The sequence below is a fragment of the Cyclobacteriaceae bacterium genome (assembly GCA_030584025.1).
Taxonomy (GTDB): Bacteria; Bacteroidota; Bacteroidia; order Cytophagales; family Cyclobacteriaceae; genus UBA2336.
This window is the reverse complement of record CP129487.1, coordinates 872902-891078: the sequence shown is the minus strand read 5'-3', so window position 1 is coordinate 891078 and position 18177 is coordinate 872902. Positions and strand designations below refer to the sequence as shown.

Genomic DNA, 18177 nt, shown 5'->3' with positions numbered 1-18177 from the left:
ATCATCGTTTTGGTGTTTAATTCGTGTTATGAAGACATTCCTCAAAATTGCTGTTATCGGTTTTATCAGTGGCCTGGCCGGAGCCTTTGTGTTTTTTCAATACCTGGTGAAAATATCAGGCAATCCCTTTCAGCAGGAACCTGTGTACGACATGGCCCGTTACGATTCACCTGCTGTTTTTCCGCCCAATACCGTTGAACTGGAAACAGAAAACAATGCCGAACCTTCTGATTTCAGTCTGGCCGCCAACAAAGCCATCCCCAGCGTGGTTTACATCAACAGCATTTTTAAAGGCACCTCCTACTCGCCATTCGATTGGTTTTTTGGCGGAGGCACCACCTCACAAACTCGTGTTAGCAGTGGCTCGGGAGTAATTTTCTCTACCGATGGCTATATCGTAACCAACAACCACGTAGTAGAGGCCGCTGAAAAGATTGAGGTGATGCACAATAAAAAAGTGTATACCGCTGAGCTGATTGGCACCGATCCTTCTACCGACCTGGCCGTACTAAAAATCAACGAAACAAACCTTCCCGCCATCACCATCGGGTCATCTAAAAATTTGCAAGTAGGCGAATGGGTAGTAGCTGTGGGTAATCCGTTTTCACTTTCATCAACGGTAACCGTAGGCATTGTGAGTGCTAAAGGCAGGCGCATTGGCATTCTGGAAGATAAATTTCCCATTGAATCATTTATACAAACGGATGCAGCCATCAACCCCGGAAACAGTGGTGGTGCACTCGTAAACCAAAACGGTGAATTGGTGGGCATCAACACCGCCATTTTATCCCGTACGGGAAGTTACACTGGCTATGCTTTTGCAGTACCGGTTGACTTGGCCCGAAAAGTAGTGGACGACCTCATCAAACATGGCATTGTGCAAAAAGGAATTTTTGGTGGCCGTGTAATCGAATACGATTTTCAAAATGCCAGAAAGTACGACCTGAACACCAATGTAAAGAATTTTAAAGGCGTGTTGTTGGAAAGCCTTGACAAGGACGGTCCGGCTATGAAAGCCGGTTTACAATTGGGTGATGTGATTACCAAAGTAAACAACGCAGAAGTGAACAGCCAGAGTGCTTTTGAAGAAGAACTGGCTTACAGATATCCAGGGGATAAGGTAGCGATAACTTTTGTGCGCGACAATAAACCCGGAACAACAACCGTAACGCTTACCAACAAAAATGGTACAACTGACATTGTAAAACGAAAAATCCTAACTTCATCCACACTGGGTGCCGATCTGGAAGCCACGGATTATGGCGTTAAAATTTTCAAAATAAAAGGTGGATACATGAAGGAACTGGGCGTACCGGAAAACTACACCATCATTTCCATCAATCGTGTTCGTGTTAAAGATCCACAGGAAGTGATTGACTTCTTCGAAAAATATAAAGGAAGGGTGAGCTTGTATGGCATGAACAGTTCGAAGGAAGTGTTACCATATAATTTTATTCTACGGTAAACGATTTCAATCCTTGGCGGTCTTGGCGACTTTGCGTGAAATTTAGTTCATCCGCATCTTCAACTTCTTACCCAGTTCCTCCACTGAAGCTTTGAAGTTGGAATCGGTTTTCATCATGTCTTCAACCGACTCAAGCGCATGAATAACCGTACTGTGATCGCGGCCACCAAAATTTTCACCAATCAGCGCAAGCGTTAATTGCGTATAGCGCTTGCAGAAATACATGGCCACCTGGCGCGGAATAACGATTTCGCGTTTCTTCACTTTGCCCTTCATGGCATCCAGATCAACCTTGAAGTATTCAGAAACGGTTTTCTGTATAAAATCCACACTTACATCCGACTGGATTTCGCGGATGATGTTTTTCAATACTTCCTTCGCCAGATCGAGATCAATTTCTTTTTTCAACAACGTAGCATGGAAAATGAGTGAGTTTAACACACCTTCCATATCACGCAGGTTGGTGTCCACGCTGTACGCCAGGTACTCGGCTACTTCCGTTGGAATATCAATGCCATCGGCCTGCATCTTGCGGTGAATGATGGCCAGCTTAGTTTCGAAATCAGGCTCCTGCAAGTCGGCTGTAAGGCCCCACTTGAAGCGCGATAGCAAACGCTCCTGAAATCCTTTCATATCCCGTGGCGGGCAATCGCTTGTCATGATTACCTGCTTGCCGGATTGATGTAACTGGTTGAAGATGTGAAAAAACATTTCCTGTGTTTTTTCACGGCCAGCCAAAAACTGCACATCATCCAGAATGAGCAAATCAACCTGTAAGTAAAAATTCTGGAATTCCTGAAGTTTATGATTTTGAAGGGCATTCAAAAATTGTGTGGTAAAATCATTCTGATCTACATACAGCACAATTTTATCAGGCATGTTATTTTTAATCTCGTTGCCTATGGCCTGCACCAGGTGCGTTTTACCAACACCAACTCCTCCATACAACATCAACGGATTAAATGATGTTACTCCTGGCTTTTTGGCAACGGCAACGCCCGCTGAGCGCGCTAACCGATTACAATCACCTTCAACAAAATTATCAAAAGAATAACTCGGGTTAAGTCTTGAGTTTACGGTTTGCGGATTCAGGGCACGAAAGGTGAACGGAGAATAATCCGTATCGGTACCGTTGGCACGTTTGCCATTCATACCATTTGGATAATTAACTGTTACCGGTGGATTTTGTGTATTACCACTATCTACAATTACCGAATATTCCAAACGTCCATCAGGGCCGATGGCTTTGTGTACGGCCTTCTTCAATACGGTTACGTAATTATCTTCCAGCCACTCGTAAAAAAATTGCGAGGGCACCTGAATGGTGAGCACATCACCTTCTACACGCAATGGAACAATTGGTTTAAACCAGGTATTAAAATTCTCTTCTCCTACACTTTCCTTAACGATTTCGAGACAATCATTCCATACTGTTGTGCAGTCAGCTACCATTTAGATTCCATGTTTGAGTTAAAGATCGTTTCCGCAACGGGAAAGGGAGACAAAGATGTAAAAAAAGGATTTAAGAAAACAACATCAGTACCTCTTGATTTTTTTGAAAAATATGCCGTTATAAAAAGAGCACAAATACCAAAGCCAACATAAAAGAAAACTTTTTTAAAAATATTTTTCTGTTCGAAATCGTGCCTGGCCATATTCAAACGATTGAAGGTTTGTTAACTTGGCGCGATGGAAAATAATAGTGGGCTTAACGAACTACTTTCAGGGTTTTCTCCTGCTAATCGCAACGAATGGATACAAGCTGCCGCTGCTGAAATTGATGGCAAAAATCCGTTGGAGGCGCTGCAATGGCATAAATCTGGAATTACTGGCCTCCCTTATTATGACTCCGCAAACACACCCACGAATCCATTTTCGCTCACTCCGTCCGAAAGTGAATTTTTGGGTGCCCGCTCATGGCACAACCTTCCGAAAATCAAGGTGTTAGATGCGAAGGAAGCTAATCAAAAAGCATTGCAATATTTAGCCGCTGGTGCTGATGGCATTCTCTTTGAACTGCAAGGCGATTTTTCATTTGAAGTCCTGCTCCGCAACATTGAATGGCCATATTGCAGCATCGGATTTACATTGGATGTGATTACTACAGATTTCTGCGATCAGCTTGAAAAATATCTTACCGGAAAAAAATTTGATCCCGCTTCCATTCAGGGTTTTATCCATCAAAAAACTTATCCACATCATCCACAAGTTTTGCACAAGCTTATCCACATGCTGGATTCGTACAAAAAAATTTCGTGCATTGGCATTTCCTCCGATGAGCAACTTGTACCCGACCAAATCAGCGACATGCTGATAAAAGCTGTCGAAAAACTCGACCAACTTGAAAGCGGAAAACAAACCACAGGCGCTGAACAAATATTTTTTACTGTAAACCTCTCAACGGATTTTATTATTGAAATCGTCAAACTGAAAGTGTTGCGGATGCTCTGGCATAAAATCATGAACGCATATGGTTCAACCCTCCAATCGCAATCTATTCGCATCCACACCACCAGCGAAGCCTGGATTAGTGAAAGCTTTGAACCACATGGGAATCTGTTAAAAGCTACTACGGCAGGTCTGGCAGCCATTCTGGGCGGATGCACATCCATTACCCTAACACCGGCTGATGAAACCGATGAGCGCCTTGCACGAATAGCACAAAATGTATCACACATTTTACGCGAAGAGTCGCACATCAACAAGGTTGCTGATCCAACAGCAGGCGCGTACTACCTCGAACAACTGATTCAGGAATTAAGCGAAAGTGCGTGGAATAAATTTCTTCAAAACATTAAAACAGCATGAGACCAGATTTTTCAAAAATCGACATCCATCAAAAAAGCAATGAGTATATCGATGCTGTTTTAAAGCCTTGGAGCAGTCCGGAGCAAATTCAGATTAAGCCGGTTTATTCTGAAAAAGATATTCACGATTCGGTTCATACAAAATTTACCTCAGGCATACCCCCCTACTTACGCGGGCCGTATGCCAGCATGTACACGGTTCGCCCTTGGACGATCCGGCAGTACGCAGGCTTTTCGACAGCAAAGGAGTCCAATGCATTCTATCGCAGAAACCTGGCTGCGGGTCAACGTGGGTTATCCGTTGCGTTTGATCTGGCCACCCATCGGGGTTATGATTCCGATCACCCACGCGTAGCGGGCGATGTGGGTAAAGCCGGTGTAGCCATCGACTCGGTGTTGGACATGAAAATTCTGTTCGACCAGATACCGTTGGATAAGATGTCGGTGAGCATGACGATGAATGGTGCCGTTATTCCCATCCTCGCATTTTATATCGTGGCGGCTGAAGAACAAGACGTAAAGCCTGCGCAACTCAGTGGCACCATTCAGAATGATATTTTGAAAGAGTTCATGGTGCGCAACACGTACATCTATCCGCCTGAACCTTCCATGCGCATTGTGGCGGATATATTTGAATACACTTCGCGCCACATGCCGAAGTTCAACTCCATCAGCATAAGCGGTTATCACATGCACGAAGCAGGTGCACCCGCACACATTGAGTTGGCGTATACATTAGCAGACGGACTGGAATACATTCGCACCGGAATAAAAGCTGGTATTGCCATTGATGATTTTGCTCCGCGTCTTTCTTTCTTCTGGGGCATCGGTATGAATTTCTTTATGGAGATTGCCAAGATGCGTGCCGGACGTTTACTCTGGTCGAAGATTGTGCAGCAATTCAATCCGAAAAATCCGAAGTCTATGGCGTTGCGTACGCATTGCCAAACATCGGGCTGGAGTTTAACCGAACAGGATCCCTACAACAACGTGGCCCGCACCTGCATTGAAGCACTTGCCGCGGTATTGGGCGGCACCCAGTCGCTGCACACCAATTCATTGGATGAAGCCATTGCCTTGCCCACGGATTTCTCGGCACGTATTGCGCGCAACACCCAACTTTACATTGAAAAAGAAACCGGTGTTACACGCGTGGTTGATCCGATGGGCGGATCGTATTATGTTGAATGCCTCACCAAAGAACTGGCTGAGAAAGCATGGGAGCTCATTGCTGAAGTGGAACAACTTGGCGGCATGACCAAAGCCATCGAAAGCGGTATACCGAAAATGCGCATTGAGCAGGCAGCAGCAGCGAAACAGGCCCGCATTGATTCTGGAGTAGATGTGATTGTGGGGGTAAACAAATATCGTGTACACGAAAAACCCGACTTCGATATACTGGAAGTAGACAACACGGCTGTACGCAAAGAACAAATTGAACGACTGAATCAACTCAAGGCTGAACGCAATCAACAGGAATGTGATCGTGCATTACAAGCGTTGAAGCAAGCAGCATCGTCCGGCAAAGGAAATCTGCTTGAACTGGCAATTGTTGCAGCCCAACATCGCGCCACGCTGGGTGAAATATCCAATGCCATGGAAGAAGCTTTTGGACGATACAAGGCATCCATCAAATCCATTTCAGGTGTATATTCGGGTGCGATGAAGAACAATGCACACTTTGAAGAAGCCCGCAAGCTAGCCGATGAATTTGCATCACTGGATGGGCGCAGGCCACGTATCCTCGTGGCTAAGATGGGACAAGACGGGCACGACCGGGGCGCTAAAGTAATCGCTACAAGCTTTGCTGATATGGGTTTTGATGTAGACATCGGGCCGTTGTTTCAAACACCTGATGAAGTGGCCATGCAAGCCGCAGAAAACGATGTGCATCTTGTTGGTGCGTCCAGCCTGGCAGGTGGACACAAGACGTTGATTCCGGAATTAGTGGAAGCACTCAAAAAGATCGGGCGGGAAGATATTCTTGTGGTGGCGGGCGGAGTTATCCCTGAAAAGGATTATGATTTTCTGATGCAAAAAGGCGTATCCTTCATTTTCGGGCCGGGTACCGTTATTACCGATGCTGCCAAAGAAATCCTGAAAAAGCTAATTACCTCCCGGTGAATTATTCCCCATTGATATGGGGGCCGACAAATCAAACAAAAGTTGGCTAAAGCCTGCCGAATTCTTTAGATTCGAAGTTGAATCCTTTTCTAAAACGATCCTTTATGAAAAATCTGCGGTTGACGTTTGTGATGGTTATGGCATTGGTGTTGGCCATGCCAGTGTATGCTCAGAAAAAATTTGATAAAACCCTGGCCAAAGCCGATAAGAGTTTCAATTCCGGAGACTACGCCAAAGCGCTTAAAACGCTGACCAAATTTAAATCACTGGTCACTAAAAAACTGGGGGCATCAAACCCCTACATGCCGGGTTACTACACCCGCCAGGCCAAGTTTGATCTGGCGTATGGTACGTTGAAAAACTTTGATAGCAATCTCGAACAAGCGTTAACTACCAGTGCTTCCCTTTTTGGAGAAAACACAACAAAACACGCCAACACACTTATTGATATTGCTGAAGTTTATAACCAATACGGCTACTACCGTAAAAGTCGTGAACTGCTAGCAAAAGCAGAGGCCATAATAACCACTGAAGAACAACCTGATCCGATAATTAAAACCAAGTGGGTACTTGAAACAGCCGAAGCCATGATCGGTCAGGGCTTTTGCAACGATGCCTTAGCGTTACTGCGTGCGAATGAAAGTTTCATTGCTTCACGCGCTGTCGATAAGGAAACGGCTGTTGTAGATGGAAAGATTAAAAGTACGCGTGTACCGGAGGAGGAATACAAACAACGCTTTGGTGGATATGGCAGATTGATTTCCTTGATCACAAGTGCATACGGAAGAAAAGGTGATATCGATAGTACTGACAGCTATTACATTCAAAACCGCCAATGGATTTCAAGAAACCAAAAAATGTTGGGCGAGACCAGTTTGTTATTGGTTCAAAGTGACTATACGTATACTTCCGTAATGGCTGAGAACAACAACGGAAAGGTTCAATCCGGTTTGGATAAATGGGCTGATTTCAGCGACCAACTCAGTGAGTTGAAAAAAAGAACTTCTCCTTCGGTTCCGCTGGGGCATGATCTATACCTGGCTGAACTTTCACAGTTGCAACTCAACGACAACAGAGCACGCTATGCAAACCTCAAAGCGGAGTATGACCGCATGTTGGGCAAGTACTTCACCAAGTCAAGCATACTGAATGTTAACCTTAAGGCTGTTGAATTTGATTCTAAGTTATCAAAAGATAAAACCAGGAATCTAGAGCGAGATGCCGATAGGGTATTGAGCGATGAAGCACTTCCGCAACACCATAAAACGCGCGTAAGCATTCTTGAATTTCTTTACGAGATGTCCATTCAGACTCAACGCTACTCAAATGCAGAATCATACCTGAATCAGATTCTCACCACCAAGAAGGAGTTGTACGGAGAACAATCTCCTGAATATCATTTAGGCCAAATTGCGCTCGCGAATTTTTACCTGGACTACACCAACAAAATTGAAGAAGCTGGAAAAATCTACACCAACAGCTATGAGAAATTTCTGGTAAATGAAATTCATCTCAAACATAAAGATCACCTGAACCTGCTTTACCACCTGGCCACGTATTATGAACTGACCGATAAATTTGCACTAGCTTCCAAAACACTCGAAAAAGCTTCTGATGCAGCACGCTTAAAATATGATGACAAAGATCCGGTTTATGCAATTGCACTGAACCAAACCGCTAAGCTGCGGATGAAAATCGGAGACTATGACAAAGCCACCAACGACATTGATAAATCCTTAAAAATATTCGACCTGAAAGACAACCGCGAAGATCGCTGGAAGAGTGACTACATCAATGCCGTTGAGACGCAAGCAAAACTGTATGGCGTAAAAGGCATGTTCGATGAAGCGCAGGCAAACCTTGACCGCACCCGAAAAATGATTCGTAAATCAGATGTTCCTGTTGGCAATGAACTTTCAACAGCGGAAGAACTTTCAAGTTTATTTATTCAATTAGGATATTATTCTCAGACTGATGTTTTGCTTAACCAACTACTCACTGAATATCAAAAGTTATATGGTTCACAGTCGATGCGTTTGATTGATCCGCTTACCAACAAGGGTATGCTTGCCCTTGCCCGGGGCGATTATCCGGAAGCACAGCGCATTGCCCAACAAGCCAATCAGCTTGCCGTAAAAACATATGGCGAGGCCTCCACGAAAACCGCTCCTACACAACGCCTACTAAGCGATATTTACTACAGCCTGGGTGACTACGAAAAAGCTGAAGAGAATGCACGCAAAGCACTAACCAGTCAAGAAAAGCAGTTTGGTCGGCAACACGTTGAGGTAGCCCGTTCACTTTCGCAACTTGGTTTAATTAAATTCCACGATGGCGATAATCGTAGAGAGGTAGAAAAAATTATGGTCGAAGCCCGCGATATTATTGCAGATAAATTAGGCAAGGACAATCCGCAGTACGCTGAAATTCTGAAAAACATTGCACAGCTTTACATCTCCGAAAAGAAATACGATATCGCTTTTAATTCACTCACCATTGCTGAAAACATCTGGAAACAGAAAGCAGGCTCAAAAAATAACATCAACACGGCCAGTATCTACACCTTAACCGGTGATGTGTATTATCATCAAAAAAATTATAACAAGGCCGAGGAATTCTACAACAAAGCCAGTTCCTTGTACAAGGATAAATTCAGTGCTACACACCCGGAATATGTTAAGCTCCAGTCGAAGTTGAGTAAGGTGTATTACATGAAGAAGGACTTCAAGCGCTCGAAACAAAATATTGAAGGTGCGCTGAATAATTACGAAAACTTCATCAAACAATTCTTCCCTGCTCTGAGTGAACGCGAAAAAGCGAAATACTGGAACACGATCAAAGGCGACTTTGAATTTTATAACACATTAGCCTTTAGTAAGATTGATGACTTTAAGGATTTGAGCGGCAATGTGTACAACTACCAGTTGCTTACTAAGGCGTTGCTTCTAAGCTCGTCCATCAAAATCCGTGAGCGGATTATGAACAGCACCGATGAAGAACTCAAGAAAACCTATCAGGACTGGGTAGAGAAAAAAGAACTGCTCACCCTGGCGATGTCGCTTAGTCCTGCACAGCTGGTTGAAAATGAAATCGACCCTGCCCTGCTTACTGCAGAAGTTGAACGCCTTGAGAAATTCCTGAGTCAGAAGTCGGAACTATTTGGCCAGAGTTTTGACACCAAACGCATCACATTTGAAGATGTGAAGAAGTCGCTTAAACCAAACGAAGTGGCTATTGAAATGATCCGCTTCCGGGTGTTCGATCATACATTTTCTGATTCTGTGGTTTACGCAGCTATGTACTTACGGAATGACAGTAAAAAACCGGAAGTGATTTTGATGAACAACGGTCAAAACATGGAAGGGCGGAATTTCCGTTACTACCGAAATGCCATTACCGGAAAAATTCATGACGATTTTTCATATGCTGCCTATTGGGGCCCTATCCAAAAAGAGCTTGGACAAGTATCTACGATTTACCTTTCTGCAGATGGAGTATTCAACCAAATCAACCTGGAGGCCATACCCACACCTGACGGCAAATACATTCTCGACAACTCCAACATTGTGTTGATCAGTAACACAAAGGATTTATACCTGAACAAGGTAAAGTCGCGGGCTGTACCGGATAACAATGCATCTATGTTTGGAAACCCTCAGTTTTATCTGCAAGCGTCTAATGGTCCAATTACGCAGTTACCCGGAACAGAGAAAGAAATCAACCAGCTTCAATTACTATTAAAACAAAAGGGCTGGACAACCGAGCAGTACCTGGAAGGAAAAGCAACTGAAGAACGCATTAAAGAATTGAACAGTCCGAAAATTTTCCACGTAGCCACTCACGGTTTCTATAAACCTACTGAGCAACTGCGGCCGGAAGATGAAATGGAAGGCAACGAACTGGCGCTTACCCAAAACCCACTACTGCGTAACGGTTTGCTATTGAAAGGCGCTGGCGACTTACTGGATAAAACCGACTACAACTACAACATGGAAAACGGTATCCTCACCGCCTATGAGGCCATGAACCTGAACCTCGACCGCACCGACCTGGTGGTGCTTAGTGCCTGCGAAACCGGATTGGGTGAATTGCAAGCTGGTGAAGGGGTGTTTGGACTCCAACGTGCCTTTCTGGTGGCCGGTGCAAAAGTGCTTATCATGAGTATGTTTAAGGTGGATGATGAAGCGACTCAGAAACTGATGTTGAAGTTTTACCAAAAATGGCTAACCACCAATAATATGCGACAGAGCTTCATCGAAGCCAAGAAAGAAATCCGAAGCGAATATCCCGATCCGATTTATTGGGGTGCGTTTATGATGATTGGATTGGAGTAGACTTGGTCGATAGTCAATGGTTCATGGTGGTTAAAACTATTGACTATTGACTATCGACATTCTATACTTGTTGCATGAAAGCTTTCGCCAGCGACAACTACTCCGGTGTACACCCGGAAATTATGGAGGCCTTGCACCAGACCAACCACGAGCACATGGGCTCATACGGTGCTGATGAAATTACAGCACGCGTGGTTAAAAAATTCAAAACGCTTTTTGGTGATGACACTGAAGTATTCTTTGTTTACAACGGTACAGGCGCCAATGTACTTGGTTTAACAGCAGCAACTCAATCGTTCAACGCCATTATATGTTCTGAGTTGGCGCACATCAATGTAGATGAATCAACTGCCCCTGAAAAATTTACAGGTTGTAAACTGATTGGCTTACCAACCACTAACGGAAAAATATATGCGGATCAGGTTGAGAACCGCATTCAACGATTAGGCGACCAACATCATCCGCAGGCAAAGGTCATTTCCATCTCACAATCCACCGAATACAGCACGGTATATACCGCAGAAGAAGTAAAATCACTATCCGAAATAGCGAAGAAGTATAACTTCTACCTCCACATGGATGGCGCACGCATTAGTAATGCGGCTGTTAGTCTGGGTCAGGATTTCAGGAATTTTACGAAAGATGCCGGTGTAGATGTGCTTTCGTTTGGCGGAACCAAAAACGGAATGATGTTTGGCGAAGCGGTTGTATTTTTTAATCCTGCAGTTGCCAAACAATTTGCCTACATCCGTAAGCAAGGTATGCAACTGCATTCCAAGATGCGGTTTATCACCGCTCAATTCGATGCGCTTTTGTCAAATGACTTATGGAAACGAAGTGCATCGCACGCGAATAGCATGGCCAAACGGCTGGAACATGCCCTTCGGCAAATTCCTCAAATAAAAGTTACACAAGCTGTGGATGGCAATGGCGTGTTTGCCATCATCCCAAAAGAAATTACAGAAGCCCTTCAGCAGGAATTTTTCTTTTACGTGTGGAACGACCGAACCAACGAATGCCGGCTAATGTGCTCGTTCGACACGACAGAAAAAGAAGTAGATCAGTTTGCTGAAAAAGCAAAAGCGCTATGTTCAGCGCTTTAGAAATTTATAGGTACCCTTGAATTTGGTTTCATCATCCCGAAGGGCAATCAGGTAATAGCCTGCTGCAAAATCCTTTACCCGCATGCGTATCTTGTGGTCGTCAATCACCTCAGTCTCAGCCGTCATTTCATTGCCGATGATATTATAGAGCGAAAGCTTAACCTTACCGGCATTTAGCTGATCAAGGTTTATTTCAATGTATTCCGTAGCCGGGTTGGGGTATATTGAAATCGATTTTGCAAACGAAGCGCGCTCTGCCTGGTAAGCACCGTCCTGCGCCATAGCCACACCTGACAAGAGGCAAAAAAGGAGTATGGTAAAGGTTTTAAGCACGTTCATATGTTTAAAATACGCAAAATCCGCACCAATTGTTTTGAGAATTTGCCTATTAGATGCTTCTAAAGCCCAAAAGGTTTAAATAAAAGTGAATTATTTACCGCAGGCTCGAAAAAGCCACCGGTAAGTGCTCAATAAAATCGGAGGCAATCAGTCCGCGTTGGCCGAGCTTTCTGCGGGCTTCATCCCCGGACAGGCCATGTAGCCATACGCCCAATTGTGTAGCATCAACCGGAGAGTATCCCTGCGCCAGCAAGGCCGTTAAAATTCCGGTTAGCACATCGCCACTTCCACCCGTAGCCATGGCCGGGTTACCGGTGTTGTTAATGAACATAATGCCTTCCGGAGATGTGATGGTGGTGTAAGCTCCCTTTAATACCACCACTACCTTATACTCTTTTGAAAATGCCCGTTGACGATCCAATCGTTCAAAATCATTTTTTGATTCACCAGCGAATCGCTCAAATTCTTTGGGATGAGGCGTAAGGATTATTCCTGGTCTTAATAGTGCAAGTAATTCCCGATTTTCGCTGATGATGTTTAACGCATCAGCATCCAATACCATCGGAGCATTAGTTTTCTCCAACGCAACACGCAAAGCCTGAACTGTTTTTTTATCCTTGCCCAAACCCGGCCCAATGCCGATAGCCGAGTATGGGTCTGTTTCCGGAACGATGGAGAAACACGCATCTGCCTGATCAATACTCACCATGGCCTCAGGTACCGTAGTTTGAATGATTTCATATCCCTTCACCGGAACGTGTGATGTGAGTAAACCCACACCGGTGCGAAGGGCCGCACGTGAGGCCAATACAGCCGCACCCATTTTTCCATAACTTCCGGCAATGAGTAAGGCATTTCCGCGCTTTCCTTTGTGGTCAAACTTGTGTTGCGGTTTAACAAGCTTGGCTACATCCTTTCTGGTAAGCAGAAATGTTTCCGTTTGTGCTTGTTCAAGTCCTGCTTTGCTTAAACCAATATCCACTATATGCCATTCACCTACATAAGCGTGATTTTCAGGTAAAAAGAATGCAAGCTTGGGCAATTGAAAAGATACGGTATGATCAGCTTTAAAAATGGCACCTGCAGATGGTGCATCGGCCATTAATCCCGAAGGAATATCTACCGCCACACGAATGGCCTCTGCCTGATTCATACAGGAAATCACCTCCGCACTTACCCCTTCAACTGGTCGTGATAAGCCGGAGCCAAACAAGGCATCAATCAACACATCGCATCCAGCAAACAAGCCCTTATCGTACTGTTTGCTAATGGACTGAATTTGAGTTTTCTCTTTCAATCGTTGTAGGTTTGTTTTGAAATCCAGCGATTCACGACCGGCACCTTCAACTACCCAAACCTTAACGGAATAATTCCAATCCAACAGCATGCGGGCAATGCCCAACCCATCACCACCATTATTACCGGAGCCACAAACAATACCAACCGTATAGCGGGTATCAAAGTGGGTTGTAAACCATGAACAAAAAGCACGACAGGCACGCTCCATCAGGTCGATGGAGGGAATGGGCTCGTGCTTGATGGTGTAGGCATCCAGTTCCCTGATCTGTTTTGCGCTAAGTATTTTGATCATGATATGTGACTAAACAAAAATGTCCTACACAAAGGTAGGACAACTTCAACATCAAACGATGATATCCATCATGCCGGAGGTTGAACACCATAGAACTCATAGTTCTGTGCAATGTATCCTTTCCATTGTTCAGGAACCTGGCTCTCTTCAAAAATTGCTTCCACCGGGCAGGCCGGCACACAGGCATCGCAATCAATGCAAACTTCCGGATTGATATAAAGTTGCTTTCCGTTTTTATCGAAACCGGGTTCTTTCACTTCCGATCCGCTACCGTCTTTACTTATCGGACCATGGATGCAATCCACTGGACAAACATCCACACAGGCAGTATCGCAGGTGCTTACACAGGGTTCACAAATTATGTAGGGCATAATGATGAATTTAGTGGAACGATATGACCAATGTCATGTTTGAATATAAGGAATAAATATAAACTAGACCAATTTTGAAACCCGTAGCTATTCTGAGCCGGGTAGGTTAAATTTAACATAGAAATTACTGGCCATGAGCGAAACAGCGATAAACGGCAAAAAAACGACTAAGGAACTGGAAAAAGTGGTTATCCGGTTTGCTGGCGATTCCGGGGACGGAATGCAGCTTACCGGTTCGCAATTCAGTTTTACATCTGCTTTGTGGGGAAACGACCTGGCCACGTTTCCGGATTTTCCGGCCGAAATACGGGCTCCTCAGGGAACAGTTGAAGGCGTATCCGGCTTTCAGGTTCAGATCGGTAAGATTGATATTTATACACCAGGCGACCAGGCCGATGTATTGGTGGCGATGAACCCGGCTGCCCTGAAATCAAACCTGCAATTTGCCCGCAAAGGAGGCAACGTTATTGTTGATCTGGATGCCTTTGTGGATCGCAACATTGAAAAGGCTGGCTTTGCGACCAACCCCTTAGAGGATGGAACGTTGGCCGATTACAATGTGGTAGAAGCACCAATTTCCTCCCTTACCAAAACGGCTTTGGAAGGACTTCAACTCGACAATAAAAGCATCATGCGCTCCAAGAACATGTTTGCTCTGGGCATGATGTATTGGTTGTTCGATCGTTCGTTAAAAGAGACAGAGAAATACATCGATTCAAAATTCAAGAAAACACCGGCTTTGGCCGAAGGAAATAAACGCGCTTTGAATGCAGGCTTTCACTATGCCGAAACCATCGAAGCCTTGCCGGCCATGTACAAGGTGCCGCCTGCTCAAATCGAAAAAGGAACGTACCGGCACATTTCCGGAAACACAGCAACAGCATGGGGCTTAATGGCAGCTGCCGAAAAAGTGAGTAAAAAACTTTTCCTGGGCTCATACCCCATCACGCCTGCATCCGATATTCTGCATGAACTATCGCGCCACAAAAACTTAGGCGTTATCACCATGCAAGCCGAAGATGAAATTGCAGCCGTGTGTTCCGCCATTGGTGCGAGCTACGCGGGTCAATTGGGTGTCACCACATCATCAGGTCCGGGTATTGCCTTGAAAGGTGAAGCCATCGGGCTGGCCGTGATGGCGGAAATACCGTTGGTAGTGGTTGATGTACAACGCGGTGGTCCTTCCACCGGATTACCAACCAAGACAGAACAAGCCGACATTAACATTGCCGTGTATGGCCGCAACAGTGAAAGTCCGGCTGTGGTACTGGCCGCCAGCACTCCCGCAAACTGTTTCGACTTTGCATACCTCGCAGCAAAAATTGCCATGGAGCACATGACTCCGGTAATTTTATTAACCGATGGTTATCTGGCTAATGGATCTGAGCCATGGAAATTTCCACACACTGCAGACCTGCCACCCATTACGCTACGCGAACCGCATAAGGACAATGGTGTTTATTACCCTTACGTACGTGATGCAGAAACATTGGCGCGTGGTTGGGCCGTACCCGGTACACCGGGGTTTGAACACCGCATTGGTGGATTGGAGAAGCAGGAAAAAACCGGAAATGTTTCGTACGATCCACAGAACCACGAAAAAATGGTTCGAATCCGTGCGGAAAAAGTGGCGCGTGTAGCCAACTACATTCCCGAGCTGGAAGTACAAGGAAATGGTGATGGCAAATTACTGGTTGTAGGTTGGGGCGGTACCTTTGGTGGATTGCACACTGCGGTTACTGAATTGCAACAAGCAAATCGGAAAATTGATTTTGTTCATTTCAACTTCATAAATCCCCTACCAAAAAATACCAAAGCTGTATTTGAAAAGTATGACAAGATATTGGTCTGCGAATTAAACATGGGACAATTCGCTTCGCTGTTACGGAGCAAGTTTCCTGGTATGAATATTTTATCCTACACCAAAATTCAGGGCCAACCCTTTTTGGTTACCGAACTGAAGGAAGTTTTCTTAGAAAACCTAAAAGACTGATCACATGGAAAACACAATAGATATACCGCAAGAAAAAACCCTCACCAAAAAAGATTTTGAAAGCGACCAGTTGGTAAGGTGGTGCCCGGGCTGTGGCGATTATTCCATCCTCTCAGCCATGACCAATGCATTGCCGCAGCTTAACATTCCCCGCGAAAATTTTGTCTTCGTTTCAGGAATCGGCTGCGCAGCTCGCTTTCCATATTATATGAATACGTATGGCTTTCATACCATTCACGGTCGTGGGCCTGCTGTGGCAACCGGAGTAAAACTGGCTAACCCTAAACTGAGCGTTTGGGAAATTCAAGGCGATGGCGATGCGATGGCCATTGGTGGAAACCACTTCATTCATGCTTTGCGTAGAAACATTGATATCAATATCATACTCTTTAATAATGAGATCTACGGACTTACCAAAGGGCAATACTCCCCCACCTCTCCGGCAGGACTAGTAACCAAATCCACACCGTATGGATCAGTTGAACGGCCATTCCAGGCTGCAGAACTCGTGATTGGTGCACAAGGCACCTTCTACGCCCGAACCATTGACACCAATCCGAAATTAATGACGGAGATTTTTGTGCACGCGGCCAAACATGTAGGTACCTCATTGGTGGAAGTGTTGCAAAACTGTGTGATCTTCAATGACGATGCCCATGCTGCCGTTACTGCGAAACAAAACCGCGATGATTTTCAATTGCATGTAAAGCATGGTCAACCCCTGTTATTTGGCAAGGAGAATAAAAAAGGCATTCGTCTGAACGGTTTAAAACTGGAAGTTGTAACGATTGGCGAAAATGGCATCACCGAAAACGACATCCTTGTTCATGATGCACACAATGAAGATCCAACGCTTCACCTGATGCTTGCCCGCATGGCGCCACCTCACTTCCCGATGGCCTTGGGAGTTATTCGTGAGGTCAGGGCAAAAACATATGATGAAGCGATTGCAGAAGAACGTGAAAAGATAACCGCGAATGCACGATACCATTCAGTGGATGACTTATTAAAGAGTGGAGAAATTTGGGAGATTAAGTAAGCAACTGCTTACACCAACTTTTCCTATTTTTGAAATGCAGGTAAAAACACAAGCGAATGAGTAGTGAAGCCTTAATTATATTTTTCATCGGGGGTGTAATCATGGTAGGGGCCGGTATATTGGCATCAAACCTGTTAGCGCCAAAATCAAAAAACCCGTTGAAAGACGAGCCGTATGAGTGTGGTGTTCCTACACAGGGCACTTCCTGGATTCAGTTCCGGGTAGGGTATTACCTGTTCGCCATCCTCTTTCTCATCTTCGATGTGGAAACGGTTTTCATTTTTCCCTGGGCGGTGGTGATGAAGAAAGTTGGCTTATCTGCTTTTATAGAAATTTTAATTTTTCTGATCATTCTCGGACTTGGGTTGTTATATGCCTGGAAAAAGAAAGCGTTGAAATGGGAGTAAATCAAAACACGATAAGTCCGCAACAACATCAGGAACTCCTCAAGGATTTTCCCGGAGAAGTGGTACGTGGCCCCGGCAGCAACATTGTCATCACATCAATTGACAGTGTGGTAAACTGGTCGCGTGCAAATTCCCTTTGGCCGCTTGTATTTGGCACCAGTTGCTGTGCCATTGAAATGATGGCCACCGGTGCCAGTCGCCATGATTGGTCGCGGTTTGGAACGGAGGTGGCCCGTGCTACACCCCGCCAGGCCGACTTAATCGTGATTGCCGGAACCATTGTGAACAAAATGGCGCCCGTACTTAAGCGATTGTACGATCAGATGGCCGATCCGAAATATGTGATTGCAATGGGCGCATGCGCCACTTCGGGTGGACCATTCTATTATAATACATACTCGGTGGTAAAAGGTGCTGATCATGTGATTCCTGTGGATGTGTATGTTCCCGGTTGTCCCCCTCGGCCGGAAGCGTTGTTATACGGTATACTGCAGTTGCAGAAAAAGATAAAAGGCGAGTCGTTGGCAGAGCCACGCGACCCGATGAAGGATTTTGTGTAACCTCACGCCTTACCCCTCTCCTATTAGGATAGGGGAGATAACAA

14 protein-coding genes are annotated in these 18177 nt (G+C 45.1%); 10 read left to right on the top strand and 4 right to left on the bottom strand.

The window, feature by feature from the left end:
- The first annotated feature begins 28 nt into the window (after positions 1-28).
- On the top strand, positions 29-1465 hold the full coding sequence (locus QY309_04270) for a trypsin-like peptidase domain-containing protein (GenBank protein ID WKZ60696.1): 1437 nt from the start codon (positions 29-31) through the stop codon (positions 1463-1465).
- A gap of 42 nt (positions 1466-1507) precedes the next feature.
- Here the strand turns inward: QY309_04270 and dnaA are convergent, their stop codons facing one another.
- Positions 1508-2917, bottom strand: coding sequence for a chromosomal replication initiator protein DnaA (gene dnaA / locus QY309_04265; protein ID WKZ60695.1), 1410 nt, complete (start codon positions 2915-2917; stop codon positions 1508-1510).
- A 9-nt stretch (positions 2918-2926) separates the two neighbouring features.
- Between dnaA and QY309_04260 the strand changes: the two genes are divergently transcribed.
- From QY309_04260 to QY309_04240, 5 genes are all read left to right on the top strand, one after another.
- Positions 2927-3070: a hypothetical protein gene (locus tag QY309_04260; GenBank protein ID WKZ60694.1), complete on the top strand. Its 144-nt coding sequence runs from the start codon at positions 2927-2929 to the stop codon at positions 3068-3070.
- A gap of 84 nt (positions 3071-3154) precedes the next feature.
- Positions 3155-4273, top strand: a complete 1119-nt coding sequence (locus QY309_04255; protein WKZ60693.1) for a methylmalonyl-CoA mutase family protein — start codon at positions 3155-3157, stop codon at positions 4271-4273.
- Complete coding sequence (scpA, locus tag QY309_04250; protein ID WKZ60692.1) at positions 4270-6396, top strand: methylmalonyl-CoA mutase; 2127 nt, start codon at positions 4270-4272, stop codon at positions 6394-6396. Before QY309_04255 ends, scpA begins: the two co-directional genes overlap by 4 nt.
- A 104-nt stretch (positions 6397-6500) precedes the next feature.
- Entirely contained in the window at positions 6501-10730 is a 4230-nt protein-coding gene (locus QY309_04245) for a CHAT domain-containing protein (GenBank protein WKZ60691.1), read from the top strand.
- 74 nt (positions 10731-10804) lie between these two features.
- Positions 10805-11833 carry a low specificity L-threonine aldolase gene (locus tag QY309_04240; protein WKZ60690.1) on the top strand — a complete coding sequence of 343 codons (1029 nt, stop codon included), beginning with the start codon at positions 10805-10807 and terminating at the stop codon, positions 11831-11833.
- On the opposite strand, the gene QY309_04235 is transcribed toward QY309_04240, so the two are convergent.
- The 3 genes from QY309_04235 to QY309_04225 all read right to left on the bottom strand — a co-directional run bounded on the left by QY309_04235 (position 11822) and on the right by QY309_04225 (position 14134).
- The gene (locus QY309_04235) at positions 11822-12166 is read right to left on the bottom strand and encodes a T9SS type A sorting domain-containing protein (GenBank protein ID WKZ60689.1); all 345 of its coding nucleotides are present in this window, start codon (positions 12164-12166) and stop codon (positions 11822-11824) included. The two genes, QY309_04240 and QY309_04235, sit on opposite strands and share 12 nt — an antisense overlap.
- Positions 12167-12266: 100 nt before the next feature.
- On the bottom strand, positions 12267-13763 hold the full coding sequence (locus QY309_04230; GenBank protein WKZ60688.1) for an NAD(P)H-hydrate dehydratase: 1497 nt from the start codon (positions 13761-13763) through the stop codon (positions 12267-12269).
- A gap of 68 nt (positions 13764-13831) precedes the next feature.
- Positions 13832-14134, bottom strand: a complete 303-nt coding sequence (locus QY309_04225) for a ferredoxin family protein (GenBank protein ID WKZ60687.1) — start codon at positions 14132-14134, stop codon at positions 13832-13834.
- 133 nt (positions 14135-14267) lie between these two features.
- Between QY309_04225 and QY309_04220 the strand changes: the two genes are divergently transcribed.
- Genes QY309_04220 through QY309_04205 form a run of 4 tightly spaced genes read left to right on the top strand, consistent with a single transcriptional unit; the run spans position 14268 to position 18133 of the window.
- The gene (locus tag QY309_04220; protein ID WKZ60686.1) at positions 14268-16127 is read left to right on the top strand and encodes a 2-oxoacid:acceptor oxidoreductase subunit alpha; all 1860 of its coding nucleotides are present in this window, start codon (positions 14268-14270) and stop codon (positions 16125-16127) included.
- 4 nt (positions 16128-16131) lie between these two features.
- Positions 16132-17166, top strand: a complete 1035-nt coding sequence (locus tag QY309_04215; protein ID WKZ60685.1) for a 2-oxoacid:ferredoxin oxidoreductase subunit beta — start codon at positions 16132-16134, stop codon at positions 17164-17166.
- A 56-nt stretch (positions 17167-17222) separates the two neighbouring features.
- Positions 17223-17573, top strand: coding sequence for an NADH-quinone oxidoreductase subunit A (locus QY309_04210; GenBank protein ID WKZ60684.1), 351 nt, complete (start codon positions 17223-17225; stop codon positions 17571-17573).
- On the top strand, positions 17564-18133 hold the full coding sequence (locus QY309_04205) for an NADH-quinone oxidoreductase subunit B family protein (protein WKZ60683.1): 570 nt from the start codon (positions 17564-17566) through the stop codon (positions 18131-18133). Before QY309_04210 ends, QY309_04205 begins: the two co-directional genes overlap by 10 nt.
- Positions 18134-18177 lie beyond the last annotated feature (44 nt).